The sequence below is a fragment of the Streptomyces sp. NPDC050743 genome, assembly GCF_044456925.1.
Taxonomy (GTDB): domain Bacteria; phylum Actinomycetota; class Actinomycetes; order Streptomycetales; family Streptomycetaceae; genus Streptomyces.
Window position 1 is genome coordinate 1 of record NZ_JBITGJ010000007.1, and the last position, 25,289, is coordinate 25,289.

Annotated in this window: 26 protein-coding genes; 12 read left to right on the forward strand and 14 right to left on the reverse strand. The window is 71.2% G+C overall.

What is annotated here, in order from left to right; all coding sequences use genetic code 11:
* Positions 1-216, reverse strand: a 216-nt coding sequence (locus ACIBJF_RS10235; RefSeq protein WP_399173250.1) for a biotin carboxylase N-terminal domain-containing protein, incomplete at its 3' end; no start/stop codon positions are given.
* Positions 217-580: 364 nt separating this feature from the next.
* Between ACIBJF_RS10235 and ACIBJF_RS10240 the strand changes: the two genes are divergently transcribed.
* Complete coding sequence (locus ACIBJF_RS10240) at positions 581-1,150, forward strand: hypothetical protein (RefSeq protein ID WP_399173251.1); 570 nt, start codon at positions 581-583, stop codon at positions 1,148-1,150.
* On the opposite strand, the gene ACIBJF_RS10245 is transcribed toward ACIBJF_RS10240, so the two are convergent.
* The 4 genes from ACIBJF_RS10245 to ACIBJF_RS10260 form a co-directional block, all read right to left on the reverse strand.
* Positions 1,136-1,753: a Maf family protein gene (locus ACIBJF_RS10245; RefSeq protein WP_399173252.1), complete on the reverse strand. Its 618-nt coding sequence runs from the start codon at positions 1,751-1,753 to the stop codon at positions 1,136-1,138. The genes ACIBJF_RS10240 and ACIBJF_RS10245 overlap by 15 nt on opposite strands.
* Before the next feature lie 33 nt (positions 1,754-1,786).
* Positions 1,787-1,915 (reverse strand): morphogenic membrane protein MmpB, encoded by a 129-nt coding sequence (gene mmpB / locus ACIBJF_RS10250; protein WP_399173253.1) that lies wholly within the window; start codon positions 1,913-1,915, stop codon positions 1,787-1,789.
* Positions 1,916-2,050: 135 nt separating this feature from the next.
* Complete coding sequence (locus ACIBJF_RS10255; RefSeq protein WP_356301771.1) at positions 2,051-2,260, reverse strand: acyl-CoA carboxylase epsilon subunit; 210 nt, start codon at positions 2,258-2,260, stop codon at positions 2,051-2,053.
* Positions 2,261-2,270: 10 nt separating this feature from the next.
* Positions 2,271-3,881, reverse strand: a complete 1,611-nt coding sequence (locus ACIBJF_RS10260) for an acyl-CoA carboxylase subunit beta (protein WP_399173254.1) — start codon at positions 3,879-3,881, stop codon at positions 2,271-2,273.
* 109 nt (positions 3,882-3,990) lie between these two features.
* On the opposite strand from ACIBJF_RS10260, the gene ACIBJF_RS10265 reads away from it, so the two are divergent.
* Positions 3,991-4,851 carry a biotin--[acetyl-CoA-carboxylase] ligase gene (locus ACIBJF_RS10265; protein WP_399173255.1) on the forward strand — a complete coding sequence of 287 codons (861 nt, stop codon included), beginning with the start codon at positions 3,991-3,993 and terminating at the stop codon, positions 4,849-4,851.
* A gap of 303 nt (positions 4,852-5,154) precedes the next feature.
* Positions 5,155-6,300 carry an adenylate/guanylate cyclase domain-containing protein gene (locus ACIBJF_RS10270; RefSeq protein WP_399173256.1) on the forward strand — a complete coding sequence of 382 codons (1,146 nt, stop codon included), beginning with the start codon at positions 5,155-5,157 and terminating at the stop codon, positions 6,298-6,300.
* A 14-nt stretch (positions 6,301-6,314) separates the two neighbouring features.
* Here the strand turns inward: ACIBJF_RS10270 and ACIBJF_RS10275 are convergent, their stop codons facing one another.
* Positions 6,315-6,977 carry a hypothetical protein gene (locus ACIBJF_RS10275; protein ID WP_399173257.1) on the reverse strand — a complete coding sequence of 221 codons (663 nt, stop codon included), beginning with the start codon at positions 6,975-6,977 and terminating at the stop codon, positions 6,315-6,317.
* 209 nt (positions 6,978-7,186) lie between these two features.
* On the opposite strand from ACIBJF_RS10275, the gene ACIBJF_RS10280 reads away from it, so the two are divergent.
* From ACIBJF_RS10280 to hutH, 3 genes are all read left to right on the forward strand, one after another.
* Positions 7,187-7,981: an enoyl-CoA hydratase-related protein gene (locus tag ACIBJF_RS10280; protein ID WP_351798875.1), complete on the forward strand. Its 795-nt coding sequence runs from the start codon at positions 7,187-7,189 to the stop codon at positions 7,979-7,981.
* Between the two features lie 91 nt (positions 7,982-8,072).
* Positions 8,073-9,218, forward strand: a complete 1,146-nt coding sequence (locus tag ACIBJF_RS10285; protein WP_351798878.1) for a GGDEF domain-containing protein — start codon at positions 8,073-8,075, stop codon at positions 9,216-9,218.
* A gap of 100 nt (positions 9,219-9,318) precedes the next feature.
* Positions 9,319-10,857 (forward strand): histidine ammonia-lyase, encoded by a 1,539-nt coding sequence (gene hutH / locus ACIBJF_RS10290; protein ID WP_399173429.1) that lies wholly within the window; start codon positions 9,319-9,321, stop codon positions 10,855-10,857.
* Between the two features lie 53 nt (positions 10,858-10,910).
* Here hutH and ACIBJF_RS10295 read toward each other — a convergent pair whose 3' ends face one another.
* Together ACIBJF_RS10295 and ACIBJF_RS10300 are read right to left on the reverse strand one after the other, a co-directional pair.
* Positions 10,911-11,687: a hypothetical protein gene (locus ACIBJF_RS10295; protein ID WP_399173258.1), complete on the reverse strand. Its 777-nt coding sequence runs from the start codon at positions 11,685-11,687 to the stop codon at positions 10,911-10,913.
* Between the two features lie 42 nt (positions 11,688-11,729).
* Entirely contained in the window at positions 11,730-12,053 is a 324-nt protein-coding gene (locus ACIBJF_RS10300) for an LPXTG cell wall anchor domain-containing protein (protein ID WP_399173259.1), read from the reverse strand.
* A 109-nt stretch (positions 12,054-12,162) separates the two neighbouring features.
* Between ACIBJF_RS10300 and ACIBJF_RS10305 the strand changes: the two genes are divergently transcribed.
* The 5 genes from ACIBJF_RS10305 (at position 12,163) to ACIBJF_RS10325 (ending at position 19,910) form a co-directional block, all read left to right on the forward strand.
* Positions 12,163-12,507 carry a hypothetical protein gene (locus tag ACIBJF_RS10305; protein WP_399173260.1) on the forward strand — a complete coding sequence of 115 codons (345 nt, stop codon included), beginning with the start codon at positions 12,163-12,165 and terminating at the stop codon, positions 12,505-12,507.
* A 233-nt stretch (positions 12,508-12,740) separates the two neighbouring features.
* Positions 12,741-13,988, forward strand: a complete 1,248-nt coding sequence (locus tag ACIBJF_RS10310) for an Ig-like domain-containing protein (RefSeq protein ID WP_399173261.1) — start codon at positions 12,741-12,743, stop codon at positions 13,986-13,988.
* Positions 13,989-14,131: 143 nt separating this feature from the next.
* Positions 14,132-15,586 (forward strand): ABC transporter permease, encoded by a 1,455-nt coding sequence (locus ACIBJF_RS10315; RefSeq protein ID WP_399173262.1) that lies wholly within the window; start codon positions 14,132-14,134, stop codon positions 15,584-15,586.
* Positions 15,587-15,688: 102 nt separating this feature from the next.
* Positions 15,689-16,372, forward strand: a complete 684-nt coding sequence (locus tag ACIBJF_RS10320) for an ABC transporter ATP-binding protein (RefSeq protein WP_399173263.1) — start codon at positions 15,689-15,691, stop codon at positions 16,370-16,372.
* A gap of 301 nt (positions 16,373-16,673) precedes the next feature.
* Positions 16,674-19,910 (forward strand): S8 family peptidase, encoded by a 3,237-nt coding sequence (locus ACIBJF_RS10325; protein WP_399173430.1) that lies wholly within the window; start codon positions 16,674-16,676, stop codon positions 19,908-19,910.
* Positions 19,911-20,030: 120 nt separating this feature from the next.
* On the opposite strand, the gene ACIBJF_RS10330 is transcribed toward ACIBJF_RS10325, so the two are convergent.
* A complete protein-coding gene (locus tag ACIBJF_RS10330; RefSeq protein ID WP_399173264.1) occupies positions 20,031-20,648 on the reverse strand; it encodes a hypothetical protein in 618 nt (205 codons plus the stop codon).
* A gap of 14 nt (positions 20,649-20,662) precedes the next feature.
* A complete protein-coding gene (locus ACIBJF_RS10335) occupies positions 20,663-21,607 on the reverse strand; it encodes a helix-turn-helix domain-containing protein (protein ID WP_399173265.1) in 945 nt (314 codons plus the stop codon).
* A gap of 169 nt (positions 21,608-21,776) precedes the next feature.
* On the opposite strand from ACIBJF_RS10335, the gene ACIBJF_RS10340 reads away from it, so the two are divergent.
* Positions 21,777-22,817 (forward strand): NAD(P)-dependent alcohol dehydrogenase, encoded by a 1,041-nt coding sequence (locus tag ACIBJF_RS10340; protein ID WP_399173266.1) that lies wholly within the window; start codon positions 21,777-21,779, stop codon positions 22,815-22,817.
* A 113-nt stretch (positions 22,818-22,930) separates the two neighbouring features.
* On the opposite strand, the gene ACIBJF_RS10345 is transcribed toward ACIBJF_RS10340, so the two are convergent.
* The 4 genes from ACIBJF_RS10345 to ACIBJF_RS10360 all read right to left on the reverse strand — a co-directional run bounded on the left by ACIBJF_RS10345 (position 22,931) and on the right by ACIBJF_RS10360 (position 25,167).
* Entirely contained in the window at positions 22,931-23,647 is a 717-nt protein-coding gene (locus ACIBJF_RS10345; RefSeq protein ID WP_399173267.1) for a hypothetical protein, read from the reverse strand.
* A gap of 50 nt (positions 23,648-23,697) precedes the next feature.
* A complete protein-coding gene (locus tag ACIBJF_RS10350; RefSeq protein ID WP_399173268.1) occupies positions 23,698-24,264 on the reverse strand; it encodes a methyltransferase domain-containing protein in 567 nt (188 codons plus the stop codon).
* Positions 24,162-24,440, reverse strand: a complete 279-nt coding sequence (locus ACIBJF_RS10355) for a hypothetical protein (protein WP_399173439.1) — start codon at positions 24,438-24,440, stop codon at positions 24,162-24,164. Before ACIBJF_RS10355 ends, ACIBJF_RS10350 begins: the two co-directional genes overlap by 103 nt.
* Positions 24,441-24,573: 133 nt before the next feature.
* Positions 24,574-25,167, reverse strand: a complete 594-nt coding sequence (locus tag ACIBJF_RS10360) for a DUF4291 domain-containing protein (RefSeq protein WP_399173270.1) — start codon at positions 25,165-25,167, stop codon at positions 24,574-24,576.
* Positions 25,168-25,289 lie beyond the last annotated feature (122 nt).

Sequence of the window (25,289 nt, forward strand, 5' to 3'; positions counted from 1 at the left end):
GGACTCGCGCGCCGCGTTCAGCACCTTCTCGATGTCCAGGTAGCTGGTGGCCGGGGTGTCACCGCCCAGGGCGAACGCCTCATCCGCGGCGCGGACATGCAGAGCGTCCCGGTCCGGGTCGGCGTAGACGGCCACGCTCGCGATCCCGGCGTCCCGACAGGCCCGGGCCACGCGGACAGCGATTTCGCCACGGTTGGCGATGAGCACCTTGCGCACGATTGAGGCTCCCTCCTTGAAACAAGCCGAGTTTAGGGACTGCCGACACGGCACTTCGACCCGTCCCCAATGGTGAGCTTGCCCACACGGAGCGTGATGCGAGGCGCGCTCGACCCGCGAAAAGCCTTGTCGCACCTCGGTACGCAGGGCTCCTCCGGGAAACCCTAGCCCCGTCATGTGGTCAAGGTCTCTGTGAGAGCGTGCTGCGCCCCACTCTGTTTCTTTGTCGAGTCCCTACGAATGGCCCAATGATTCTTTGCTGCCGCGCGAACCCTTGTCCCACGGTTTACCCGTTAGTAGCGTTCATGACGACTCGAACGTACCTGGGGTAACAGCGGCGTGGCTTGAGAGTGGGTGGGGACCGGTGGTGCGCAGACCGGTGGCATGGGTCGTGGCGATCGTCCTTTTGGCGGAGGCGTTCTTCATCGGGGCGCTGAACTGGTTCCTCGGTGTGGTCGTCGACCGCCAGGACATGTCCCTGGCCGGCCTCGACCCGGACGTGATGGCGACGTCCTCGAAGATCGGCGGCCTCGTGTTCGGCCTCTACTTCGCGCTGTGCGCGCTGGTGGCCGTCCTGGTCGCGATACGCGACCGCGCCCCCGCGGGCTTCGGCCGCGTCCTGCTGATCAGCGTGGCGGTCGTCCACGGCCTGCTGGGCGCCTTCGTCTGGGGCCTGGTCGGCTGGACGGCGTTCCTGTTCATGGTGGCGGTGCTCGGCCTCGTCGTCCTGCTCCTGATGACGTACGACCGTGACGGCGGCCCGCAGCGGGCCGCGGCCGGGGGCGGTGCGGACGAGGGCGGCGACCCGAAGGCCGAGGGCGAGCCCGGTCCGGTCACGGCCCCGGCGGCCTCGCCGGCCCCGGCCACGGACGAGCCGCGGGACGGGGACGACGAGCCGCGGGACTCCGTGCCCGCCCAGTCACTCCTCCGGTGACCACAACTCCGTGATGCTGACGCCCAGTTCGGCCAGCAGCTTGCGCACCAGGGGCAGGCTGATGCCGATCACGTTGCCGTGGTCGCCCTCGATGCCCTCGATGAACGGCGCCGAACGGCCGTCCAGGGTGAAGGCCCCGGCGACGTAGAGGGGCTCGCCGGAGGCCACGTACGCCGCGATCTCCTCGTCGCTGGGGTCACCGAAGAGGACCACGGTGGAGGCGGTCCCGGACACGTACCGCTTGGCCGCCGTGTCCCAGATGCAGTGCCCCGTCTGGAGGGTCCCGGCGCGCCCGCGCATCGCCTTCCAGCGGGCGGTCGCCTCCTCGGCGTCGGCGGGCTTGCCGAGGGCCTGCCCGTCCAGCTCCAGCACCGAGTCGCAGCCGATCACCAGGGCGCCCTGCACGCCCGGCTTCGCCGCCACGACCGAGGCCTTCGCCTCGGCCAGGGCGAGCGCCAGCTCCGCGGGGGTGGGGGCGGTGATGGCGTCCTCGTCGACGCCGCTGACGATCACCTCCGGTGCGAGGCCGGCCTGCCTGAGCAGGCCCAGGCGGGCGGGGGACTGGGAGGCGAGGATCAAGCGGCGGCGTGGCTTGGCAGTCATGCCGTCAGACTAGCCAGCGGGCGCCTGTCCGGCTCACCTCAGGCCGATGACCAGCATGATCAGGACCATGGCCAGGGCGATGAGAAAGCCGAGCCGCCGGAGCATGTCGTGCGCGTCGCGCATCTCCTTCGGCGGCTCGTTCTCGGGGTCTGACCACAGCACTCGTCCAGCGTGCGGGTCGGTGGCGGGTGGGCGCCTGAGTACTGCTACTCAGGTTGGCGCCCGGTGTCTCCCCGCTGTGCGCCCACGCGGCGGAGCCGCATGCCGATACGGCCCCGCGCCCCTCGCGTGTCGCCCCTAGCCCGGCCAGTAGGTGCGGGTCCAGGACGCCGGCCCGGGCTTGGGCAGGTGGGCGGCGGCGATCCTGCTCGGGTCGGACCACGCGTCCCTCGGGCCCTTCGCGCCGGGCGGCGTCGCCGCTGCCGCCGCGGCGCGGGCGCGGACCACCGCCAGAGCGGCGGCCAGCTCCTCCGGGGTCGGGTTGCCCCGTACGACTCTGATCGTCACAGCGGCTCCTTTACAGGGGGATGTTGCCGTGCTTCTTCGGAGGCAGGGATTCCCGCTTCGTGCGCAGCTGACGCAGGCCGCGGACGATGTGGGCGCGGGTGTCGGACGGCATGATCACCGCGTCGATGTAACCGCGCTCGGCCGCGATGTAGGGGTTGAGGAGGGTGTCCTCGTACTCCTGGATCAGCCGGGCCCGGGTGCCGTCGACGTCCTCCGCTTCGGCGATGGTGCGGCGGTGCAGGATGTTGACCGCGCCCTGGGCGCCCATGACGGCGATCTGGGCGGTCGGCCAGGCCAGGTTGAGGTCGGCGCCCAGGTGCTTGGAGCCCATGACGTCGTAGGCGCCGCCGAAGGCCTTGCGGGTGATGACCGTGATCAGGGGGACGGTGGCCTCGGCGTAGGCGTAGATCAGCTTGGCGCCGCGCCGGATGATGCCGGTGTGCTCCTGGTCGACGCCCGGCAGGAAGCCGGGGACGTCCACGAAGGTGAGCACCGGGACGTTGAAGGCGTCGCAGGTGCGCACGAACCGGGCCGCCTTCTCGCTCGCGTCGATGTCCAGGCAGCCGGCGAACTGCATCGGCTGGTTGGCGACGATGCCGACGGGGTAGCCCTCGACACGGCCGAAGCCGGTGACCATGTTCGGCGCGAACAGCGCCTGGGTCTCGAAGAACTCCCCGTCGTCCAGCACGTGTTCGACCACCGTGCGGATGTCGTACGGCTGGTTCGCGCTGTCCGGGACGAGGGTGTCCAGCTCGCGGTCCTCGTCGCTGACGGCGAGGTCCGCCTCCTCGGGGAAGACCGGGGGCTCGGAGAGGTTGTTGGACGGCAGGTACGACAGCAGCTGCTTGACGTACTCGATGGCGTCCTTCTCGTCGCCCGCCATGTGGTGGGCCACGCCGGAGGCGGTGTTGTGGGTGCGGGCGCCGCCCAGCTCCTCGAAGCCGACGTCCTCGCCGGTGACGGTCTTGATGACGTCCGGGCCGGTGATGAACATGTGCGAGGTCTGGTCGACCATGACCGTGAAGTCGGTGATGGCCGGGGAGTAGACCGCGCCGCCCGCGCAGGGGCCGACGACCAGGCTGATCTGCGGGATCACACCGGAGGCGTGGGTGTTGCGGCGGAAGATCTCGCCGTAGGCGCCGAGGGAGGCCACGCCTTCCTGGATGCGGGCGCCGCCGGAGTCGTTGATGCCGATGACCGGGCAGCCGGTCTTCAGCGCGAAGTCCATGACCTTGACGATCTTCTGGCCGTAGACCTCGCCGAGGGCGCCGCCGAAGACGGTGAAGTCCTGCGAGAAGACGGCGACCGGGCGGCCGTCCACGGTGCCGTAGCCGGTGACCACGCCGTCCCCGTACGGCCGGTTCTTCTCCAGGCCGAAGTTCGTCGACCGGTGCCGTGCGAACTCGTCGAGCTCGACGAAGGAGCCCTCGTCGAGAAGGAGTTCGATGCGCTCACGGGCCGTCAGCTTGCCCTTGGCGTGCTGCTTCTCGACGGCGCGTTCCGAGCCGGCGTGCGTCGCCTCGTGGATGCGGCGCTGGAGATCCGCGAGCTTGCCCGCGGTCGTGTGGATATCGATCCCTTGAGGCGTGTGGATCTCTTGACGCTCTTCCGGCTCGGACATCGGGATGCGGCTCCCTGCCTGCTCAAAAGGGGGACGGTTACTCATCCGTAGAGTAGTGCTGGGCCTGTGGGTCGGCAGTGCGGCGTTTCCCACACCTAGGGTGACTTGCATGACGCCGCACAATGCATCAGACGACAGCCGCTGGTCCGACCTGGACCGTCCGCCCCTGAACGCCGCGGCTCTGCGGCGCGCGCTGGTCCGGGAGGGCAGCCTGTACAGCGCGGTGGACGTGGTGCAGCGCACCGGCTCCACCAACTCCGACCTGGTCGCCCGGGCCGTCGCCGGGAAGGCGGACGAGGGGGCGGTGCTGGTGGCGGAGGAGCAGACCGCGGGCAAGGGGCGCCTGGACCGCCGGTGGACGGCGCCGGTGCGCTCGGGCCTGTTCTTCTCCGTGTTCCTGCGGCCCGCCGAGGTGCCGGTGGCCCGGTGGGGCTGGCTGCCGCTGCTCACCGGCGTCGCCGTGGCGACCGGGCTGTCCCGGGCGGCAGGCGTGGACACGGCCCTGAAGTGGCCCAACGACCTGCTGGTGACCGTGGCGGGCGAGGAGCGCAAGGCGGGGGGCATCCTCGCCGAGCGGGCCGGTGCGGACGGTGTGGTCATCGGCGTCGGCGTCAACGTCACGCTGCGGGCGGAGGAGCTGCCGGTGCCGCAGGCGGGGTCGCTGGCGCTGGCCGGGGCGGTGAGCACGGACCGGGAACCGCTGCTGCGGGCGGTGCTGCGGGCGCTGGAGGACTGGTACGGGCGGTGGCGGGGGGCCGAAGGCGATCCCGCGGTCAGCGGCCTTCAGGAGACCTACGCGGGGGGGTGCGCGACGCTCGGACGCACCGTGCGGGCCGAGCTGCCGGGGGAGCGGTCGATCGTGGGCGAGGCGGTGGCGGTCGACGGGGACGGGCGTCTGGTCATCGCGACGGAGACGGGTGTGCAGGAGCCGGTGGGGGCGGGGGACATCGTGCATCTGCGGCCCGCGTGAGCGGATGCCTGCGGCGCCGTGGCCATGAGGCCGACAGCACGGCAGCGCCCCGAAGGGGCGCGGGGAACTGCGCGACCAACCACGGTGGACCGGTACTCGGCGACTGCGGGGGCACCCCCGGACCTGCCCCGATGCGGGGCCCGGGGGTGCAGCCCCCGGGGTGGCCGGCGGCAACGCCGGTCAGCGCGCCCGGCACCGGGAAGTGGACCGTCGGCCGAACCCGACGGAGTGAGCTGGCGCACACCTGCCGTAGAGTTGAGGCCGGTCGAAACGTGACCGCGGCAGATCGGAAGGGCAGCAGGCGTGACCGTCGACGACACGGGCTCCGGCGCGGACGCGGACGGCCGGGTGGACCCTCCCCAGGAGCGGGGGAACGCCCACGCCGCCGACCCCGGCGAGGACCCGCTGGCCCTGCGCCTCGAACAGCTCATCCTGGGCGCCGAGCGCCGCTACACGCCGTTCCAGGCGGCCCGTAGCGCCGGTGTCTCCATGGAGCTGGCGTCCCGGTTCTGGCGGGCGATGGGGTTCGCGGACATCGGGCAGGCCAAGGCGCTGACGGAGGCCGATGTGCTGGCCCTGCGCCGGCTCGCCGGTCTGGTCGAGGCGGGGCTGTTGAGTGAGGCCATGGCGGTGCAGGTCGCCCGGTCCACCGGGCAGACCACCGCCCGGTTGGCCGAGTGGCAGATGGATTCCTTCCTGGAGGGCCTGACCGAGCCGCCCGAACCCGGGATGACCCGCACCGAGGTGACGTACCCGATCGTCGAGCTGCTCCTGCCCGAACTGGAGGAGTTCCTGGTCTACGTGTGGCGGCGCCAGCTCGCCGCCTCGGCCGGGCGGGTCGTGCAGTCGGCGGACGACGAGGAGATGGTCGACCGGCGGCTCGCCGTCGGCTTCGCCGACCTGGTCGGGTTCACCCGGCTGACCCGCCGGATGGAGGAGGAGGAGCTCGGAGAGCTGGTCGAGGCCTTCGAGACCACCGCCGCCGACCTGGTGGCCGCGCGGGGCGGCCGGCTCATCAAGACCCTCGGCGACGAGGTGCTCTACGCGGCGGACGACGCCGGCCTCGCCGCGGACATCGCGCTGCGGCTGGTGGAGACGCTGGCGAACGACGAGACGATGCCCGAGCTGCGGGTCGGCATGGCGTTCGGCACGGTCACCACTCGTATGGGTGATGTGTTCGGTACGACGGTGAACCTGGCCTCCCGGCTGACCTCCATAGCCCCCCGGGACGCCGTGCTGGTGGACAGCGCCTTCGCCGAGGAGCTGATCCGTACCGGCGAGGCGCCCGCCTCCGAGGCCGCGGCGGCCGAGGCCGCGGCGGCCGCCGAGAAGGAGGGCGAGGAGCCGCCGAAGTACCGCTTCGCGCTCCAGCCGATGTGGCAGCGCCCGGTGCGTGGGCTCGGCGTGGTCGAGCCCTGGCTGCTGGCCCGCCGCGACGGCCAGCCGTAGGCGCGCGCGTCTCCTCAGTGGACGTCCACGCACAAGCCCAGGACCGGTACGCACAGCTCGCCCGGGCCCGGGTCCGTTGTGCTGGGACTCGGCGACGGTGTGGTCGGCGACGGTGTGGTCGGCGCCGGTTGGGCGGTCGTGGGGGCCGGACGCGGGGCGGACGTCGTCGCCGAGGGCCGCGGTGTGGTGCCGGAGGTGGTGCCGGGAGCGGTCGGGAGGGCGGTCGCGGTCGGCACGGCGGTCGCGGTCGGCACGGCGGTGCCCCTCGCCGATGCCTTGGGCGCGGCCGGACCGGTGCGTGTGCCCGTGGGCGCCGGCGCGGGGCTCCTGCCGCCCATGACGGAGGTCGCCGAGGGCAGTGCGGTGGGGTCGGCGGAGATCGTGGCGGCGGTGTTCGACGCGTGGTCCGCGGTGCCGCCGCCCGCGTCGGCGCGGGGCTCGGCCTCCGCCGTGCCCGGGGCGCCGACGCCCGACTCCGGCGAGACCCGGACCAGGCTGAGCACGCCCGCCGCGAGGGCGAGACCGCCGGCGGCGAGCAGGACCTTGCGCGGGCGCGGTTTGCGGTGCCGCCCGCGCCGTACGCCGGACGCACCGGCCGGCTCGCCGCGGCCTTCCGGCTCCCCCTCCGATCCCGGTGCCTTCTGTGCCGTACGGGCCTGTGCACGTATCGGTGCCATGGTTCCCCTCCCCGGTTCCCCTTCCGGCCGCGCCCCGGGCATGCCGTGGCGGACGCACGCTATGCGGTCCTGTGGGCGATGTGGGGTGGGACGGCCGGGATGTCACTCGAACGGGCGTAGCCCCCTGGGCTTTCCCGGGATCGGGTACGGCTGCGATGATCGGGCCGAGAGTGCGTTAACCCGCGTTAACACGTGAGCCGGAGGATGTCATGAGCGAGGAGCGGTTCGGGGAGTTCGTGCTGGTGCGGCGGCACGGACATGTCGCGGAGCTGGTCATGGACCGGCCCAAGGCCATGAACGCCGTCTCGACGGAGATGGCCCGCTCCCTCACCGCCGCGTGCACGGCGCTGGCCGGTGACCGGGACGCGCGCGTGGTGGTCCTGACCTCGTCCCATGAGCGGGCCTTCTGCGTCGGCGCGGACCTGAAGGAGCGGAACTCCTTCAGCGACGCGGACCTGCTGCGGCAGCGGCCGGTGACGCGCGGGGCGTACACCGGGGTGCTGGAGCTGCCGATGCCGACGATCGCGGCGGTGCACGGCTTCGCGCTGGGCGGCGGTTTCGAGCTGGCCCTGTCCTGCGACCTGATCGTGGCTGACCGTACGGCGGTGGTGGGGCTGCCGGAGGTGTCCGTGGGCGTGATCCCCGGGGGCGGCGGTACGCAGCTGCTGCCGCGGCGGGTCGGCGCGGCGCGGGCGGCCGAGCTGATCTTCTCGGCCCGGCGGCTCGAGGCCGCGGAGGCGGCCGAACTCGGGCTCGTGGACCGGCTGGTGGACGAAGGCCGGGACCGGGAGGAGGCGCTGGACCTGGCCGCCCGCATCGCCGGCAACTCGCCGGTCGGCCTCCGGGCCGCCAAGCGCGCCCTGCGCCTCGGACACGGCCTGGATCTCCGGGCGGGCCTGGAGGTCGAGGACGCGGCGTGGCGGACCGTGGCGTTCTCCGGGGACCGGGCGGAGGGGGTGGCGGCCTTCAACGAGAAGCGCAAGCCGGAGTGGCCCGGTGAGTGAGGCGTCCCGAAAACGCGCGGGGCTCCAAGATCCATCCACCGATCGCCCCATCAATGTCCCGATTACCCCAAATCCTCCCTAACCTGGAGTAATGGCTGAGGACAAGCGGCTGGCCGCCGTGGTGGCGCTGGCGCAGGGGATGGCGGCGGCGCACACCCCCCGGGACTCGTGGCAGGCCGCCGCACTCGGCGCCTGCCGGGCGCTGGACGGCAACTTCGCCGCGTTGTCGGTGTGGGAGCGGGAGCTCGGCCGGCTCCGCGTCCTCGTGAACGTGGGGGACCGGCGCCCGGACGAGGAGGAGTTCCCCGAATCCGAGGCCTACCCGGTGCACCAGTTCCCGGAGATCACCGAGTTCCTGCACGAGCGGTGGGCCGGCGGGGGCGGCCCCAACGCGTGGGTGGAGACCGCCGAGGGGACGGCCGCCGGCACGCCGGGCTACTTCCACCACCGGGTCGCCGCCCTGCGCCGCCGCGGCCGGGGTTGTTGCGTGGTCGCCCCGGTCGTGCTGCACGGCAGGGCCTGGGGCGAGTTGTACGTCGCCCGGCCCGTCAAGGCCCCCGTGTTCGACCCGGCCGACGCCGACTTCGCGACCGTGCTGGCCGCCGTCGTCGCCGCCGGGCTCGCGCAGACCGAGCGGCTGGAGGAGGCCCGCCGGCTCGCGTACACCGACGCCCTCACCGGGCTCGCCAACCGGCGGGCCGTGGACGTGCGCCTGGAGGAGGCGGTGGAGCGGCACCGCACGGAGGGTCTGGTGGTCAGCCTCGTCGTGTGCGATCTCAACGGGCTGAAGCGGGTCAACGACACCCTCGGTCACGCCGTCGGCGACCGGCTCCTGGAGCGCTTCGGCTCGGTGCTGTCGCTGTGCGGCGCCATGGTGCCGGGCGCGCTGGTCGCGCGGCTCGGCGGGGACGAGTTCTGTCTGCTGGCCGTCGGGCCGGCCGCCGATGACGTGGTCAAAGCGGCCGATGAACTGTGCCGGAGGGCGGGGGAGTTGGAGTTGGGGGAAGGGGTGGCGTGCGGGGTCGCCTCGACCGAGGATCCGATCGGGGAGGTGCGGGACGCGCGGCGGCTGTTCCGGCTCGCCGACGCCGCCCAGTACCGGGCCAAGGCCCTCGGCGCCGACCGGCCGGTGGTGGCGGGCCGGGGCGGGCCGGAGGATCCGGTCGTACGGCTGGCCGACGAGCCGCCGCACGTGTCGCCCGCCGAGCGGCGCCGGTTCCGCGGGCGCCGGCCGTAGTTTCGCCGTTGAGGCGAAGGCCACACGGATCGGTAAGGGTCTCTCCCGTACTCCACTAGTGACATCGCCGCATTCAATGCGTACGCTCCTGAATATGGATATGCACACTGTGGTGGTGGGGACGTCGGGTGTCACGGCGTCCGACGTGCTCGCCGTGGCGCGCGGCGGTGCCCGCATCGAGCTGTCGGCCGAGGCGGTGGCGGCCCTGGCGGCGGCCCGCGAGATCGTGGACGCGCTGGCGGCCAAGCCGGACCCGGTCTACGGCGTCTCGACCGGCTTCGGCGCCCTGGCGACCCGGCACATCAGCCAGGAACTGCGCGCCCAGCTGCAGCGCAACATCGTCCGCTCGCACGCCGCCGGCATGGGCCCGCGGGTCGAGCGCGAGGTCGTACGGGCCCTGATGTTCCTGCGGCTCAAGACCGTCTGCTCCGGACACACCGGCGTCCGGCCCGAGGTCGCGCAGACCATGGCCGACGTGCTGAACGCCGGGATCACCCCGGTCGTGCACGAGTACGGCTCCCTCGGCTGCTCCGGCGACCTGGCCCCGCTGTCCCACTGCGCCCTGGCCCTCATGGGCGAGGGGGACGCGGAAGGGCCCGACGGCACCGTCCGCCCCGCCGCTGAGCTGCTCGCCGAGCACGGGATCAGGCCGGTCGAGCTGCGCGAGAAGGAGGGCCTCGCCCTCCTCAACGGCACCGACGGCATGCTCGGCATGCTGATCATGGCCCTCGCCGACCTCGACTCCCTGTACAAGTCCGCCGACGTGACCGCCGCGTTGAGCCTGGAGGCACTGCTCGGCACCGACAAGGTGCTCGCCCCCGAGCTGCACGCCATCCGCCCGCACCCCGGGCAGGGCGCCTCCGCCGCCAACATGCTGGCCGTGCTGAAGGGTTCGCAGCTCACCGGGCACCACCAGGACGACGCCCCGCGCGTCCAGGACGCCTACTCCGTGCGCTGCGCCCCGCAGGTCGCCGGTGCCGGGCGCGACACCATCGCGCACGCCCGCCTGGTCGCCGAGCGGGAGCTGGCCTCCGCCGTCGACAACCCGGTCGTGCTGCCCGACGGCCGCGTGGAGTCCAACGGCAACTTCCACGGCGCGCCCGTGGCCTACGTCCTGGACTTCCTCGCCGTCGCCGCCGCCGACCTCGGCTCCATCGCCGAGCGCCGTACCGACCGGCTGCTGGACAAGAACCGCAGCCACGGTCTGCCGCCGTTCCTCGCCGACGACGCGGGTGTCGACTCCGGGCTGATGATCGCCCAGTACACGCAGGCCGCGCTGGTCAGCGAGATGAAGCGGCTCGCCGTACCGGCCTCCGCGGACTCCATCCCGTCCTCCGCCATGCAGGAGGACCACGTCTCCATGGGCTGGTCGGCCGCGCGCAAGCTGCGCACCGCCGTCGGCAACCTCACCCGCATCATCGCCATCGAGCTGTACGCGGCCACCCGCGCCATCGAGTTGCGCGAGGGCCTGAGCCCGGCGCCCGCCTCCCAGGCCGTGATCGAGGCCGTGCGCGCCGCCGGTGTGCAGGGCCCGGGCCCGGACCGGTTCCTGGCGCCCGACCTGGCCGCCGCCGACGCGTTCGTGCGCGACGGCCGGCTCGTCGCCGCGGCGGAGTCGGTCACCGGCCCGCTGCAGTAACGTCTCCGCGCGAGAAACAGGGGCCCTGCCGTGTGCGGGCCCCTGTTGGCGTGTCACTTCAGCTTGGCCTGCTGGGCCCTGACGACCTCGGGCGACACCGTGTACGCCTTCTTGGCCATCATCGCGCCCAGGTTCGAGGTGAAGTAGACCGACAGGTTGTTCCCGCGCCGGAGCACCTCGGCGTGGACGGGAGCGGCGTCCCCGTCGTCCGAGTCCATGGTGGCGGTGAACGCCACCGACCCGTCCCCGGCGCCCGTCGCCTTCTCCTCGGCGACCTTGGAGAACCGCACCTTGGTCCCCGCCTGCTGGGCGGGGAAGCCGCTCGCGCAGTCCTTCACCGCGGTGGACAGCGACGCGAGGGCCTTCTCGGCGCCGTCCCCGTCGTACGAGGCCAGGGTGACCGTGGTGAGGTCCCGGTCCAGGGACTTGTGCATCGCCTCCTCGAACTTCCCCTCGTCGAGGTCGTCCAGGGATGTCGGCTTGGCGGCGGGGTCCTTCTTCTGCTTCTGCGTGGCCAGACGGTCGGTCTTGGCCGCCGCGTCGGCCGGCGGGAGCCCGCTCAGCACGCGGACCAGCGGCCGGCACTGCGCGTCGGCGGTGGTGATCGCCTTGGCCCGGGCGGCCGGCACGGCCCCCACCGTGAACCCGGGGACCTCGCCCTCCGCGATGATCAGTTTCTTCAACTCGGCGGCGCTCAGGGCCTTCGCGGCCGTGCCGGAGTCCTTCGAGTCGCCGCCGGAATCCCCGCCGGAACAGCCCGTGACGAGGGCGAGCGACAGTGCACCCACAACTGCGGTGGCGCACAGCCGCACGCCCGATGATCTCTTCATGGGCGCACTATGTGCGAAACGTCAAAGGTTCGTCAAGGCAGATTAAAAGCCCATGCGTTCCCGGCGTACCGAATACACCACGAAGCCGGCGCCCACACCGAGGAAGAGGGTGCCGCCGACGACGTACGGCGTGGTGTCGATGCTTCCGGTGTCGGCGAGTTGGGTGCCGTCCGCCGCCTCCCGCGCGGTCTCGGCGGTCGCCTGCGACACGGCCCTGGCCTGCTGGGTCAGCTGTGTCGTGGACGTCTCCGTGCTCGCTCTGTCCGAGGAGTCCTGCGAGGCGTTGGCGGACGGGACGAACCACAACGCACACAACAGAGTGGCCGCGGCGGTGGCGGTCAGCAGCGGACGGCGAGCGGATGACACGGAATATCGATCCCCTTGTGATGCTGGCGAATTGGCCGTGGGCAGTGATGTTAGTGAAAGTCGCGGGTCACAGGAAAGTCACGGGAGGTTTCAGTCGTACGCTCCCGCCATGAACGCTGAAGACGCATCACGTTTTGTACGGCTTCGAGTGGAGTTGGTCCTCGAGGTGCACGACGAGGACGAGGTCGGCAAGGCCGCGATGGGCCGGCTCGCCGCCGATCCGGATCTGCCGGCGGCGGAACGGGCCCAGGCCGAGGCCGCTGTGACGGAAGACACCGCCGAGGCCCTGGCGTATCTCGTGGACCCGTTCGACCTGGTCAGCGAGGTGCCCGGGGTGGAGCTGCAGCAGGCGTCCTGGTCGAGTGAGCGAATCGACTACGACCCGGACTCGCCGGACTGGGAGCTGGACGAGGAAGATGTGGAGGACGACGAAGACGAGGACGGCATGGGCTGAGCGTCACGGGACACCCTGAACCCCGGACGGCAACCGCCGTCCGGGGTTTCGTCGTCTCAAGGGACGCACGGACCGGCACCCGCACCACCCGCACCACCCGCGCGCGCGGACGTGGTGTGCCCCACAGATCCGACGAAGGTGGAACGGGACGACACGGCCGTAGCGTTGAGGGTTCTTGCGGGGACTCATCTACGGGGCTTTCCGGCCAACCGGCAACGATGGAGAAGTGTGTGATGACGGACAGTAAGCGGCGCAAGGGCCTGATGGCCGCGTCCGCACTGCTCGGTGGTGTCCTGGCCCTCGCGGGCTGTTCCGGCGGCGGCAACGCCAAGACGTCCGACAAGGACGAATCCTCGCAGGCCCAGGCCGACGCTGCGGCGGCGAAGAAGTCCTCCCAGGCGCAGATCACGATCACGCCCAAGGACGGCTCCGACAACGCGTCGATCAACAACTCCGCCGCCGTCACGGTCAGCAAGGGCACGCTCACCGGCGTCACGATGACCACCCAGGACGGCAAGGCCGTCTCCGGTCAGCTCTCCGCCGACAAGAAGAGCTGGAAGCCCACCGTCCAGTTGCAGCGCTCGACCACCTACAAGGTCGCCGCCGAGGCCAAGGACGCCCAGGGCCGCATAGCGAACGAGAACGCGTCCTTCACCACCGTCTCCCCGGCCAACAGCTTCATCGGCACCTTCACCCCGGACGACGGCTCCACGGTCGGCGTCGGCATGCCGGTCTCGATCAACTTCGACAAGGCGATCACCAACAAGGCGGCCGTGCAGAAGGGCGTCACCGTGACCTCCAGCAGCGGCCAGGAGGTCGCCTGCCACTGGTTCAACGCCAACCGCATGGACTGCCGCCCGGAGCAGTACTGGAAGGAAGGCTCCACCGTCACCCTGAAGCTCGCTCTCGACGGCGTCCAGGGCGCGCCCGGCGTCACCGGCGTCCAGCAGAAGACGGTCACCTTCCACATCGGCCGCAACCAGGTCTCCTACGTCGACGCCAAGACCAAGCAGATGAAGGTCACTCAGGACGGCAAGGTCGTCAAGACCATCCCGATCTCCGCCGGCGCCCCCGAGCACACCACCTACGAGGGCCAGATGGTGATCTCGGAGAAGTTCAAGCAGACCCGCATGAACGGCGCGACCGTCGGCTTCAAGGACTCCGACGGCAAGGGCGAGTACGACATCAAGGACGTGCCGCACGCCATGCGCCTGACCACCTCGGGCACCTTCATCCACGGCAACTACTGGGGCGCGCCGTCCGTCTTCGGCAACGTCAACACCAGCCACGGCTGTGTCGGCCTGCAGGACAAGAAGGGCGCGAACGACCCGAGCACCCCGGCCGCGTGGTTCTTCGAGCACTCGCTGGTCGGTGACGTCGTGGTCGTCCAGAACACCGGCGACAAGACGGTCTCCCCGGACAACGGCCTCAACGGCTGGAACATGGACTGGGCCCAGTGGAAGGCCGGTTCGGCCGTCTGACGGTTCGTCCACAGCTTCCCGGTGCCGCCCTTCGAGGGCGGCACCGGCGTTTCTGGGCCCTTTACGGGCTGGACCACAGCGTTCTCATGCTTCTTTTATGCCGGGCTTAGGGTGCCGTCACGGTCCGTCCCTAGCTTGCGGCCATGTTCTTCACCTACCTGAGGCGCGAACTGCGCCGCCGCAGAAAGGCGGCCCTCGTCGTCGCCTCCGGCCTCGCGCTGGGCATCGCGCTGGTCATCGTGGTCAACTCCGTGTCCAGCGGCATGGGGAAGGCCCAGGACAAGGTTCTGCAGTCGTTGTACGGCCTGGGCACGGACATGACCGTCACCAAGGCGCAGACGCCGAGCGGAAGCAGCTCGCAGCGGCCCCGCTTCCAGTTCGACGCACGGGGCGACGACGACAAGTCCACCCAGAGCAGCGACCGGGTCATGGTGCAGGGCTTCACCACCCTGTCCTCCTCGACCGTCGGCAAGGTCGCCGGCCAGCAGGGCGTCTCGACCGCCGTCGGCGGGCTGAGCCTCAACGTGTTCAAGGTCAGCGGCCAGTTCACCCGCGGCCAGTTCCAGCAGAACGGCGGCACCGGAGGGTTCCAGCGGGGCGGCCCCACCGGCGCGCCGCAGGGTGAGGTCAAGGGCGGCGGCGCGAACTTCGACATCAACCAGTACACCGTCTTCGGCACGGACGTCAGCAGGACCGGTGTCGGCCCGCTGACCTCCTCGAAGATCACCAGCGGCCGTGGCTTCAGGACCAGCGAGACGAACGCCAAGGTGGCCGTGGTCGACTCCGCGTACGCCAAGGAGAAGAAGTACAAGGTCGGTTCGACCCTCACCGTCAAGGGCACCAAGTTCCAGGTGATCGGCATCGCCACCGCCGACAGCGGCGACTCGGCGGCCGACCTGTACATCCCGCTGAAGCAGGCGCAGACCCTCGCGGACGAGAAGGACAAGGTCACCACGATCTACGTCAAGGCGACCGACTCCCAGAAGATCGACTCCGTCAAGAGCGCCATCCAGAAGAACGTCTCCGGTACGACGGTCACCACCTCCTCCGACCTGGCGAAGACGGTCTCCGGCTCCCTGTCCACCGCCTCCTCCCTCGCCACCAAGGTCGGCAAGTGGCTGTCCATCGCGGTGCTGGTGGCCGCGTTCCTGGTCGCGGGCCTGCTGACGTCCTCCGCGGTCTCCCGCCGCGTCCGCGAGTTCGGCACGCTGAAGGCGCTGGGCTGGAAGTCGGGCCGGGTGACCCGGCAGGTGGTCGGCGAGGCCATCGTCAACGGCCTGGTCGGCGGCGCCCTCGGCATCGCCCTGGGCCTCGCGGGCGCCTACGCCGTCACGGCCATCAGCCCCACCCTGCAGGCCCAGCTGGGCGGCGGCAGTGGTGGCGGCGGCTTCGGCGGCGGGCCCGGTGGGGGCGGCTTCGGCGGTCCCGGCCGACAGGCGGCGAAGTCCCTGGAGGTCGCCCTGACGGCCCCGGTCAGCGTCACGACGATCGCCCTGGCGGTGGGCCTGGCGGTGGCCGGTGGCCTCATCGCGGGCGCCTTCGGCGGCTGGCGCGCGTCGCGGCTCCGTCCGGCGGATGCCCTGCGCCGCGTCGAGTAGCCGAGGCCGGCTGCGGCCGGGGCGGTCTCACCGGCACGACCGCCCGCCGGCACCCGCAGCCGACGACAAGCGCACCATCCCGAACCCTCCCCAGGAGCCACCGTGTACGAACTCAGAAACGTCACCAAGCGCTACACCCGCGGCAAAGACACCGTCCACGCCCTCGACGGTGTAGACCTGACCATCGCCGACGGCGACCGACTCGTCATCCAGGGCCCCACCGGCGGCGGCAAATCCACCCTTCTGCAGATGCTCGGCGGCCTCGACCGCCCCACCTCCGGGGAAGTCGTCCTGGACGGCACCGACCTGGCCAAGCTCAGCGAGGCCCGGCTGACCCGAGTCCGCAGCGAGAACATCGGGTTCGTCTTCCAGTCCTTCAACCTCATCCCCACCCTCACCGCCCAGGAGAACGTGGAGACGGCCCTCGTCCCCCTCGGCATCAAGGTCAAGGAACGCCGCGAACTCGCCGCCGACGCACTGAAGTCCGTCGGCCTCGGTGAACGCCTCTCCCACCTCCCCGGCGAGATGTCCGGAGGCCAGCAGCAGCGCGTCGCCATCGCCCGGGCCGTGGTGAAGAAGCCCAAGGTGCTGCTCGCCGACGAACCGACCGGCAACCTCGACGAGGGCATGCGCGACGAGATCATGGACGTACTCGAACGCCTGTGGAAGGAGCACGGGTTGACCTTCATCATGGTCACCCACGACTCCGTGATAGCGAAGAAGGCCCCGCGGCTGGCCACCATCCGCAAGGGAAGGATCACGGTGAAGGAGAACGCGGGCACCTGACGGCCCGTAACGCCGTTTGCGGCGGGCGCACTTCGCGGTTCTGTAACAGTGGCCCGGAGGCGGCGTAACAGTTTCCCGTCGCTCTTTCTTACCGTCCTTTCGTCCATTGAGCCGTCTGATCACCCCCCGGCATACTGCGTGATCCGGGGGGTGACGCTCCTGCGTACGAGACCACCCCCGGCCGGGTGAGCGGGGAATTCGCCCGGTACTCCATCTCCAGGGGGAGATCTTGCGCAGACAAGTGAAAAGAGCTGCCGCGGTCGGTGTGGCCACGGCCGCAGCCGTCGCCCTCGCAGCGGGTATGACCAGCCCGGCGTCGGCGAAGCCCACCGAGCGCACCCCGGCTGCCGCCTCCGCGCTCACCGCGAGGACCCATGTCACCCTCATCACCGGTGACCGCGTCGCCCTCGACGCCAAGGGCCGGATCGTCGGCCTCCAGCGGGCCAAGGGCCGCGAGCACATACCCTTCCAGGTCCGCAGGACCGAGGGCCACACGCTGGTCGTCCCGGCCGACGCGGCCCACCTGGTCGCCTCCGGCAAGCTGGACCAGCGCCTGTTCGACGTCACCGAGCTGAACAAGGCCGCCACCCGCCGCGCGCAGAAGAACGGCCTGAAGGTCATCGTCGGGTACAGCGGTTCCGCCGCGGCCGCCAAGGCGGACGTCCGGGGGGCGGGCCATCTGCGCCGCAGCCTGGGCGCCCTCAACGCCGACGCCGTGCAGACGCCGGTCAAGGACGCCGCCGGACTGTGGCACGCCGTCACCGACGGGAACACCACCGCCTCCGGCATCGCGCACGTCTGGCTCGACGGCGTCCGCAAGGCCTCCCTCGACAAGTCCGTGCCGCAGATCGGCGCCCCGGTTGCCTGGAAGGCCGGCTACACCGGCAAGGGCGTGAAGGTCGCCGTCCTGGACACCGGCGTGGACACCAGCCACCCGGACCTCAAGGACCAGGTGATCGCGTCCAGGAACTTCTCCGGCGCCGCCGACGCCACCGACCACTACGGGCACGGCACCCACGTCGCCTCCATCGTGGCGGGCACCGGCGCCAAGTCGGGCGGCAAGTACAAGGGAGTCGCCCCGGACGCCAAGATCCTCAACGGCAAGGTCCTGGACGACACCGGCTCCGGCGACGACTCCGGCATCCTCGCCGGCATGGAGTGGGCGGCACAGCAGGGCGCCTCCGTCGTCAACCTCAGCCTCGGCGGCTACGACAGCCCCGGCATCGACCCGCTCGAGGCCGAGGTGAACAAGCTGTCCGCCACCAAGGGCATCCTGTTCGCGATCGCCGCCGGCAACGACGGCCCGCAGTCGATCGGTTCGCCGGGCAGCGCGGACGCCGCGCTCACCGTCGGCGCCGTCGACAAGAAGGACAAGCTCGCCGACTTCTCCTCCACCGGCCCGCGCCTCGGCGACGGCGCCGTCAAGCCCGACGTCACCGCGCCCGGCGTGGACATCACCGCCGCCGCGGCCAAGGGCAGCGTCATCGACAAGGAGGTCGGCGAGAAGCCCGAGGGCTACCTGACCATCTCCGGCACCTCGATGGCCACGCCGCACGTCGCGGGCGCCGCCGCGATCCTGAAGCAGGAGCACCCCGACTGGGGCTACGCCGAGCTGAAGGGCGCGCTGACCGGCTCCGCCAAGGGCGGCGACTACACCCCGTACCAGCAGGGTTCGGGCCGTATCGCGGTGGACAAGGCCATCGGGCAGTCCGTGATCGCCGACCCGGTGTCGGTGAACTTCGGAATGCAGCAGTGGCCGCACACCGACGACAAGCCGGTCACCAAGAAGGTGACGTACCGCAACCTCGGCGACAAGGACGTCACGCTCACCCTGGGCAGCACCGGCCTCGACCCCAAGGGCCACACGGCGCCCTCGGGCTTGTTCAAGCTCGGCGCGACCAAGGTGACCGTCCCCGCGCACGGAAAGGCCTCCGTCGACCTCACCGTCGACACCAAGCTGGGCGGCACCCTCGACGGCGCCTACTCCGCGTACGTCACCGCGACCGGCGCCGGCCAGACGGTCCGCACCGCCGCCGCGGTGCAGCGCGAGGTGGAGTCGTACGACATCACGCTGAAGGTCATCGGCCGCGACGGCAAGCCGGCCAAGTACTACCAAGCCGACCTCAGCGGTGTGGCCGGTCTGGCGAGCGGCACGCAGCTGAGCCCGTACGACAAGTCCGGCACGGTGAAGGTGCGCGCGCCCAAGGGCACGTACATCCTGAACTCCGCCGTCTACGTGGACCAGGACGGCACCAAGGGCACCGACTGGATCGCCCAGCCGAAGCTCACCGTCGCCAAGAAACAGACGCTCACGATCGACGCGCGGGCGGCCAAGCCGGTGGACATCACCGTCCCGGCCCCGGGCGCGAAGCCGGAGTTCGCCGCGCCGGGGTACGCCCTGACGCTCCGCGACGGCTGGTACAGCTACAGCTGGTTCCTGGACTCGTACAAGAACTTCCGCACCGCCCACCTGGGCCCGCAGCTGCCCGCGGGCCAGCTGTTCCAGCAGTGGGACGGCCACTGGAGCAAGGGCACCGGCGAGGAGTACGACGTCACCGCCGGCGGCCCGGTCAAGCAGCTCGCCACCGGCTACACCAAGCACTGGAAGGCGAGCGAGCTGGCCACCGTCAAGGCCCGGCTCGGCGCCGCCGCGAGCGGCAAGACCGGCTCGATCAGCGCCACCGGCTGGCTGCCCGGCAGCTCCAGTGCCTCCTCCATCGACATCCCGCAGAAGCTGCCCGGCACCCGCATCCTGCACGTGTCCGCGGCCGGCGGGGTCGTCTGGGACCTGGACTTCAGCCAGTACAGCGGGAGCGACCAGGACGGCTTCCCGCTCCAGGACGCGGGCTACACGCTCGGCCAGTCCACCTTCAAGGCCGGCCACAGCTACACCAGGACCGTCAACACCGCGGTCTTCGGCCCGCACGTCGACAAGGACCTCGGCCTGTTCCGCACCGGCAACGAGATCTACGGTTCGCTGCCGCTGTTCGCCGACTCCGGCAAGCACGCCGGGTACTCGGAGTTCACCTCGGTGCACACCACCCTGTACCGCGACGGCACCAAGGTCGGCTCCAACGAGGACCCGCTGTTCGGCGACTCGACCTTCAAGGTCCCGGCCGGTGACGCCGCGTACCGGCTGACCACCTCGGTCAAGCGCTCGGCGAAGGTCGCCCGGGCCTCCTCGCGGATCGACGCCACCTGGACCTTCCGCTCCAAGAAGGTGTCCGGCGCCGTCCGGCTCCCGGCCTCGGTCCTGCACTACGGCGCCACGACCGACCTGGACAGCCGGGTCGCGGCCGGGAAGACGGTCACCTTCCCGGTCACCGTCGAGGGCTCGGCCGCGGGCACCGACCTGAAGTCCCTCGCGGTGTACGTCTCCTACGACGGCAAGACCTTCACCAAGGTCGACGTCCGGGGCGGCAAGATCACCGTGAGGAACCCGGCGAAGGGCAAGTCCATCTCCTTCCGCTCCAAGATCACCGACAAGAAGGGCAACACGTCGGAGATCACGATCTACGACGCGTACTTCGGCAAGTGAGCCGGTAGCAACCGGTCATCGGAGCGCGGGCGGCCCGCCGGAGGCATCGGCTTCCGGCGGGCCGTCGTACATGGACCAGGCGCATGCGGATCAGACGCATGCGGATCAGGGATACGCGGCTCAGGCGTGCCTCGCGAAGATCTCCCGGATCGCCGCCAGTTCCGCCTCCCGCGCCCGCTCGTCCGCGTACCAGCCCTCCTCGGCACGGTCCTCGACGACGCCTTCGGGGGTGAAGTCCCGCCCGAACCGGTAGTCCTGGAGGCAGTAGTCGAACCCGGACTCTTCGAACAGGTCGAGTTTCCTGCGGCGGCAGTACCCGGCCACTCCGTCGGCCACCCGCCACTCGGCGCCGTCGCACCAGAAGACGCCACCGGCGTAGTGGATCGTGTCCTTCGTCCGCGGGTCCGTGAGGTTCAGGGACTCGTAGTTCTCCGGCCGGTTGCGCACCAGCCGGACGAGATCCTCGGGGACGCCGTCGTAGAACGACCGCTGAAGGGCGTAATCGCCCTCTGCGTACAGGTTCAGCGCCGCCTCGTGGTCGAAGGTCAGCAGCAGCCCGCGCCCGTCCTCGGTGAAGTACCAGACGGCCGACTGACCGCCCCCGTCGTTCCAGCCGAACCGCCGCGCCCCGTCCACCGTCACCGGCGCGACCTCGACGATCTCGCCGACGATCGCCGCACGCCGCCGCACCTCGGCGAGAGGGGTCGCCCTGAAGGCGTCCCAGGTGTCGTCGCTCATGGCCTCAGGCTAGGTCAGTGACCGCCGGCCGCCCCGGGCTGGGTCGGCGACTGGGCCGACGGCACCGCGCGGTTCGCGTCCGTGCCCCAGCTGGCCAGCAGGCGCAGGGAGTCGGCGGACGGAGAGCCCGGCTCCGCGTGATAGGTGATCAGCGACTGCTCCGAGTCGTCCGGCAGGCGGAAGGACTCGAAGTTCAAGGAGAGGTCGCCGACCAGCGGGTGGTGCAGACGCTTGACGCCATGGCTCTTCTCCTTGACGTCGTGCGTCGCCCACAGACGGCGGAACTCCTTGCTCTTGACGGAGAGTTCGCCGACGAGTGCCGACAGCTTCGGGTCGTCCGGGTGGCAGCCCGCGTCCATGCGCAGGGCGCAGACGATGTCGATCGCCTTCTGCTCCCAGTCGATGAACAGCTCGCGGTAGTCCGGGCGCAGGAACACCAGACGCGCCCAGTTGCGCTCGTCCGCCGGCAGTTCCGCCCAGTCGCCGAAGACCGCCGCCGCCATCCGGTTCCAGGCGAGGATCTCCGAGCGGCGCCCGACGACGTACGCCGGTACACCGTCCATCGTGTCCAGCAGCTGCCGCAGCGCACTCCTGACCTGCTGCTGCCGCGCCGCCGGCTTCTTCTTGTGCGACTTCGGCTTGGCCAGATGCGTCAGATGCGCGTGCTCGGCGTCCGTCAGCCGGAGCGCCCGGGCGATCGAGTCCAGGATCTCCGCCGAGACGTTCCGCCCGTTGCCCTGTTCCAGCCGGGTGTAGTACGCCACCGACACCCCGGCCAGCTGCGCCAGCTCCTCGCGGCGCAGCCCCGGCACCCGCCGGTGCCGTCCGAAGTCCGGCAGCCCCACGTCCTCCGGCTTCAGCCGGGCCCGCCGGCTGCGCAGGAACTCGCTCAGCTCAGCCCGCCGGTCCAGCGGCCCGGCGGCTGCCGCGGCTTGCGGTGCTGGGTCCCTGTGTTCCATACGTCCAGTATTCCTGGTCGTAGGCACAGCAGCCTGACCCCGCCAGTGGTAGGCACAGCGGTCGTACGCAAAGGCGTGGTCTGGGTGGCCGGCCGGGATCGCGGCAGGCTGGGAGCCGTACCCGGTCGGAAGACGCCGGGCACGGAACACCTTCTAGGAGAACCCTGGCATGACCACTGTTGCTGCGTACGCCGCGCCCGCCGCGAAGGCTCCGCTGGAGCGGACCACCATCGAGCGGCGCGCGGTCGGCGAGTTCGACGTCCTGATCGACATCAAGTTCGCCGGTATCTGCCACTCCGACATCCACCAGGCCCGCGAGGGCTGGGGCGAGGCCATCTTCCCGATGGTGCCGGGCCACGAGATCGCGGGTGTGGTCTCCGAGGTCGGCCCCGGTGTGACGAAGTTCGCCGTCGGCGACCGGGTGGGCGTCGGCTGCATGGTCGACTCCTGCCGCGAGTGCGAGAACTGTCTCAAGGGTCTGGAGCAGTTCTGCCTCAAGGGCATGGTCGGCACGTACAACGCCGTCGGCAGGGACGGCGAGCCCACCTACGGCGGCTACTCCGAGAAGATCGTCGTCGACGAGAACTACGTCGTGCGCATCCCCGACGGCCTGTCGCTGGACGTGGCGGCCCCGCTGCTGTGCGCCGGCATCACCACCTACTCCCCGCTCAGGCACTGGAACGCGGGCCCCGGCAAGAAGGTCGCCGTGGTCGGACTGGGCGGCCTCGGCCACATGGCCGTCAAGATCGCGCACGCGATGGGCGCGGAGGTGACCGTGCTGTCGCAGTCCCTGCGCAAGAAGGACGACGGCCTGAAGCTGGGCGCCGACCACTACCACGCCACCAGCGACCCGAAGACCTTCGAGGAGCTGGCCGGCACCTTCGACCTGATCGTCTCCACCGTCTCGGCACCGATGGACTTCGGCGCGCTGCTGTCGCTGCTGAAGGTGGACGGCGCGCTGGTCAACGTGGGCGCGCCCGAGGAGCCCATCGCCCTGAACCTGTTCTCGGTGATCAGCGGCCGCAAGACCCTCGCGGGGTCGATGATCGGCGGCATCGCCGAGACCCAGGAGATGCTGGACTTCTGCGCCGCGCACGGCATCGGCGCCGAGATCGAGCTGATCAACGCCGAGCAGGTCAACGAGGCGTACGAGCGGGTGCTGTCGAGTGACGTCCGCTACCGCTTCGTGATCGACACGGCGACCATCTGACGGGTCCGCTCGGAGGGCTCCGTCGCCGGGTGCCGGGTGCCGGGTGCGGGGTGCGGGGGTGCGGGGGTCCGGGGTGCGCCGGTGAGCGCCCCGGCCCCCGGCCCGCGCCGGCCCTAGCCGATCGCGAACCCTTCCCCCGCACGGTAGGCCCGCACGAGCACACCCCCGTCACCGCCCGGACGTACGACGTGGGCGCGCCCCGGCCCCGCCACCCGGACCTCGCCGTCCACCACGTGGAGCAGGGTGTTCTCGTCCACGGCGACCCCGTACGGTGCCGCACCCCGCCCGACCACCGAGACCAGCCGCGCGAGCGTCCCCCACTGGGCGGCGTGCACGTCCACCGCGAACGGCACGAGGCCGAGCCCCGCCCGTACCTCGACCTCCGCCAGGTCCTCCCCGGTCTCCTCCGGGCACACCGGCACCCCGTCCACCAGCCACCCGCCGACCACGGCCCGCCGCGCGGCGACGGCGGCACCGGCGGAGAACCCGGCGTACGGCATCCCACGCCCGGCGAGCAGCGCCGGCAGCCGCTCCGGACAGTCCCGGAGCGCCTCCTGGTAGGCGGGCGTCAGCCCGCCGCACACCAGCAGCCCGTCGACCCCGTCCAGCGCCGCCTCCGGCTCGAACCGGCCGCCGAGCGGCACGAGCAACGGCACGGGCGTGACCGGTCCCGCCTTCCGCAGCACCTCGGCGTACCGCTCGAACTGCGCGGCCCCGTCCCCCTCGTCGACGATCAGACACCCGATCCGCCGGTCCCCTCCGACCGCGCGGACGAACGGCTCGTACACCTCGGCCGCGTCCCACCCCCCGCCGATCAGAAACGTGCTCACCGGTCTCTCCCCTTCTCCCTGCTGCCATGCGCCAACGGCCGTACGGGGCCCTACAGGTCGGTCACCAGGAGGCGGTAACCGACGTCCACGGTCTCGTGCGTGAGCAACCTGGCGTGACGGCTGTGCCATCGGCCGGACGCCAGGTCGTCCGCAAGCCGGGCCAGACCCGGCGCGATGACGTCTTCGCCGGTCTGGGCGAGCAGGGAGATGCCCGCGCGTACCGGCGGATCGAGGTAGGCGTGCGGACGGCGCCAGTATGCGGCGGCGAATCCGTCCGTGCAGTCGTGGGGCACCGGAACCGGCTCCTGGCGTGCCCCGCCGAGCAGGGCGGCCAGCCGGTCGGGGGGGATGGCGCGGGTGTCGTCGAACGCGGCCGCCTGAGGGAGGTACTCCCGCACGAGCCAGAACTGCTCTCGGAAGACGCGCTGGTCCCACGTCAGGACGACGATCCGGCGGCGGGCAACCCGGCGCAGCTCCCTGATTCCGGCGACCGGGTCGGTCCAGTGGTGGATGGTCAGGAGTGCCATGACGGCGTCGGCGGCATCGTCACGCAGGGGGAGGCGTTCTGCGACCGCCTGCACGGCGACCGCGGATCCGGGCGGGCGCTGGGCCAGCATGACCTGGCTGGGTTCGACGCGAGGACCGTCTGCGGCGGTTCGTAGGAGCCGGTCCCCGCACCGATGTTGATCACATCGGTGACGTTCGCTAGCGCGGCGTGGATCTGCGCGGCGATCCGTCGGTCGGGCCGCCGGGTCCGGGCGTAGGTCGCGCCGAGCGTGTCATAGGTCGCCATGCCGGTCAGTCTGCCCAACCCACGCGTCGGACTGTCGCGGAAACGGTACGCGCCCGTGTCCGCCCGTAGCCCGCCGAGCCTGCGCTGCCATGTGACCCATGGTGGCAGTCGGCTTCCGGACAGGCGTGCACGGTCACGAGTGCAGGTGGTCCAGTAGTCCGCCCTCGGCCGGGTACGGCCGCTCTTCGGGCAGCAGCCGGGTCGCCGCGTCTAGGTCGCCGCTGCCCACGAGTTCGTGGATCTCGTGGGCGAGCGGAGTCACGTCGCTGATGGAGAGGGTCCACTCGTCCGCGTAGCGCTCCACGGCCTCACCGGAGAGCCCGAGTTGCAGCGAGCGGTACGGCAGCGGCTGCAGGTGCAGATCGCGCTCGGGGTCCCACTGGACGCGGGTCGGTGAACGCTTCAACCGGCGTTGCCAGGTGCCGCGGTCGGGGTGCAGCCCGCGGTCGTAGCTCGACAGGCACGCGTTGCGCAGCGCCCACTCGAAGCCGTCGCGGGTGATCTCGACAGCGAGTACGGTCTCCTGCCCCGGCTTCGTGCCCCAGCCGCAGCGGTACATCATCCACAGGAACGACGGCTTGATCCACGTCATCCGGCTCCGCTTCCACGCGGCGGGGAACCTTCCTTCCCGGACGGCGGGCAGGCCGAGCTCCGGAGAGTACGCCTGATAGACGGTGATCGTGGAGGCTCCGTAGGTCGCGCGGATCTCACGTTGCGGTCGTTCCATGACGTACAGCGTCGGGCCGGTCCGTGCGGGTGGCCACCGATTTTCGAGGGGCGGCCCTTGAGCGCCTGCTCGGGCGTGGACAGCCGAGGAGTGCGGCCGAAGAGCACGGGGTCTCCCTGCCG

Coding starts and splice junctions, on each gene's coding strand:
- ACIBJF_RS10245 (WP_399173252.1), bottom strand. CDS start 1,753: ATGACTGCCAAGCCACGCCGCCGCTTGATCCTCGCCTCCCAGTCCCCC.
- ACIBJF_RS10275 (WP_399173257.1), bottom strand. CDS start 6,977: ATGGCACCGATACGTGCACAGGCCCGTACGGCACAGAAGGCACCGGGA.
- ACIBJF_RS10350 (WP_399173268.1), bottom strand. CDS start 24,264: ATGCTGGCCCAGCGCCCGCCCGGATCCGCGGTCGCCGTGCAGGCGGTC.
- hutH (WP_399173429.1), top strand. CDS start 9,319: ATGCACACTGTGGTGGTGGGGACGTCGGGTGTCACGGCGTCCGACGTG.
- ACIBJF_RS10360 (WP_399173270.1), bottom strand. CDS start 25,167: ATGGAACGACCGCAACGTGAGATCCGCGCGACCTACGGAGCCTCCACG.
- ACIBJF_RS10280 (WP_351798875.1), top strand. CDS start 7,187: ATGAGCGAGGAGCGGTTCGGGGAGTTCGTGCTGGTGCGGCGGCACGGA.
- ACIBJF_RS10310 (WP_399173261.1), top strand. CDS start 12,741: ATGACGGACAGTAAGCGGCGCAAGGGCCTGATGGCCGCGTCCGCACTG.
- ACIBJF_RS10315 (WP_399173262.1), top strand. CDS start 14,132: ATGTTCTTCACCTACCTGAGGCGCGAACTGCGCCGCCGCAGAAAGGCG.
- ACIBJF_RS10335 (WP_399173265.1), bottom strand. CDS start 21,607: ATGGAACACAGGGACCCAGCACCGCAAGCCGCGGCAGCCGCCGGGCCG.
- ACIBJF_RS10355 (WP_399173439.1), bottom strand. CDS start 24,440: ATGGCGACCTATGACACGCTCGGCGCGACCTACGCCCGGACCCGGCGG.
- ACIBJF_RS10305 (WP_399173260.1), top strand. CDS start 12,163: ATGAACGCTGAAGACGCATCACGTTTTGTACGGCTTCGAGTGGAGTTG.
- ACIBJF_RS10285 (WP_351798878.1), top strand. CDS start 8,073: ATGGCTGAGGACAAGCGGCTGGCCGCCGTGGTGGCGCTGGCGCAGGGG.
- ACIBJF_RS10325 (WP_399173430.1), top strand. CDS start 16,674: ATGACCAGCCCGGCGTCGGCGAAGCCCACCGAGCGCACCCCGGCTGCC.
- ACIBJF_RS10265 (WP_399173255.1), top strand. CDS start 3,991: ATGACGCCGCACAATGCATCAGACGACAGCCGCTGGTCCGACCTGGAC.
- ACIBJF_RS10295 (WP_399173258.1), bottom strand. CDS start 11,687: ATGAAGAGATCATCGGGCGTGCGGCTGTGCGCCACCGCAGTTGTGGGT.
- ACIBJF_RS10340 (WP_399173266.1), top strand. CDS start 21,777: ATGACCACTGTTGCTGCGTACGCCGCGCCCGCCGCGAAGGCTCCGCTG.
- ACIBJF_RS10260 (WP_399173254.1), bottom strand. CDS start 3,881: ATGTCCGAGCCGGAAGAGCGTCAAGAGATCCACACGCCTCAAGGGATC.
- ACIBJF_RS10330 (WP_399173264.1), bottom strand. CDS start 20,648: ATGAGCGACGACACCTGGGACGCCTTCAGGGCGACCCCTCTCGCCGAG.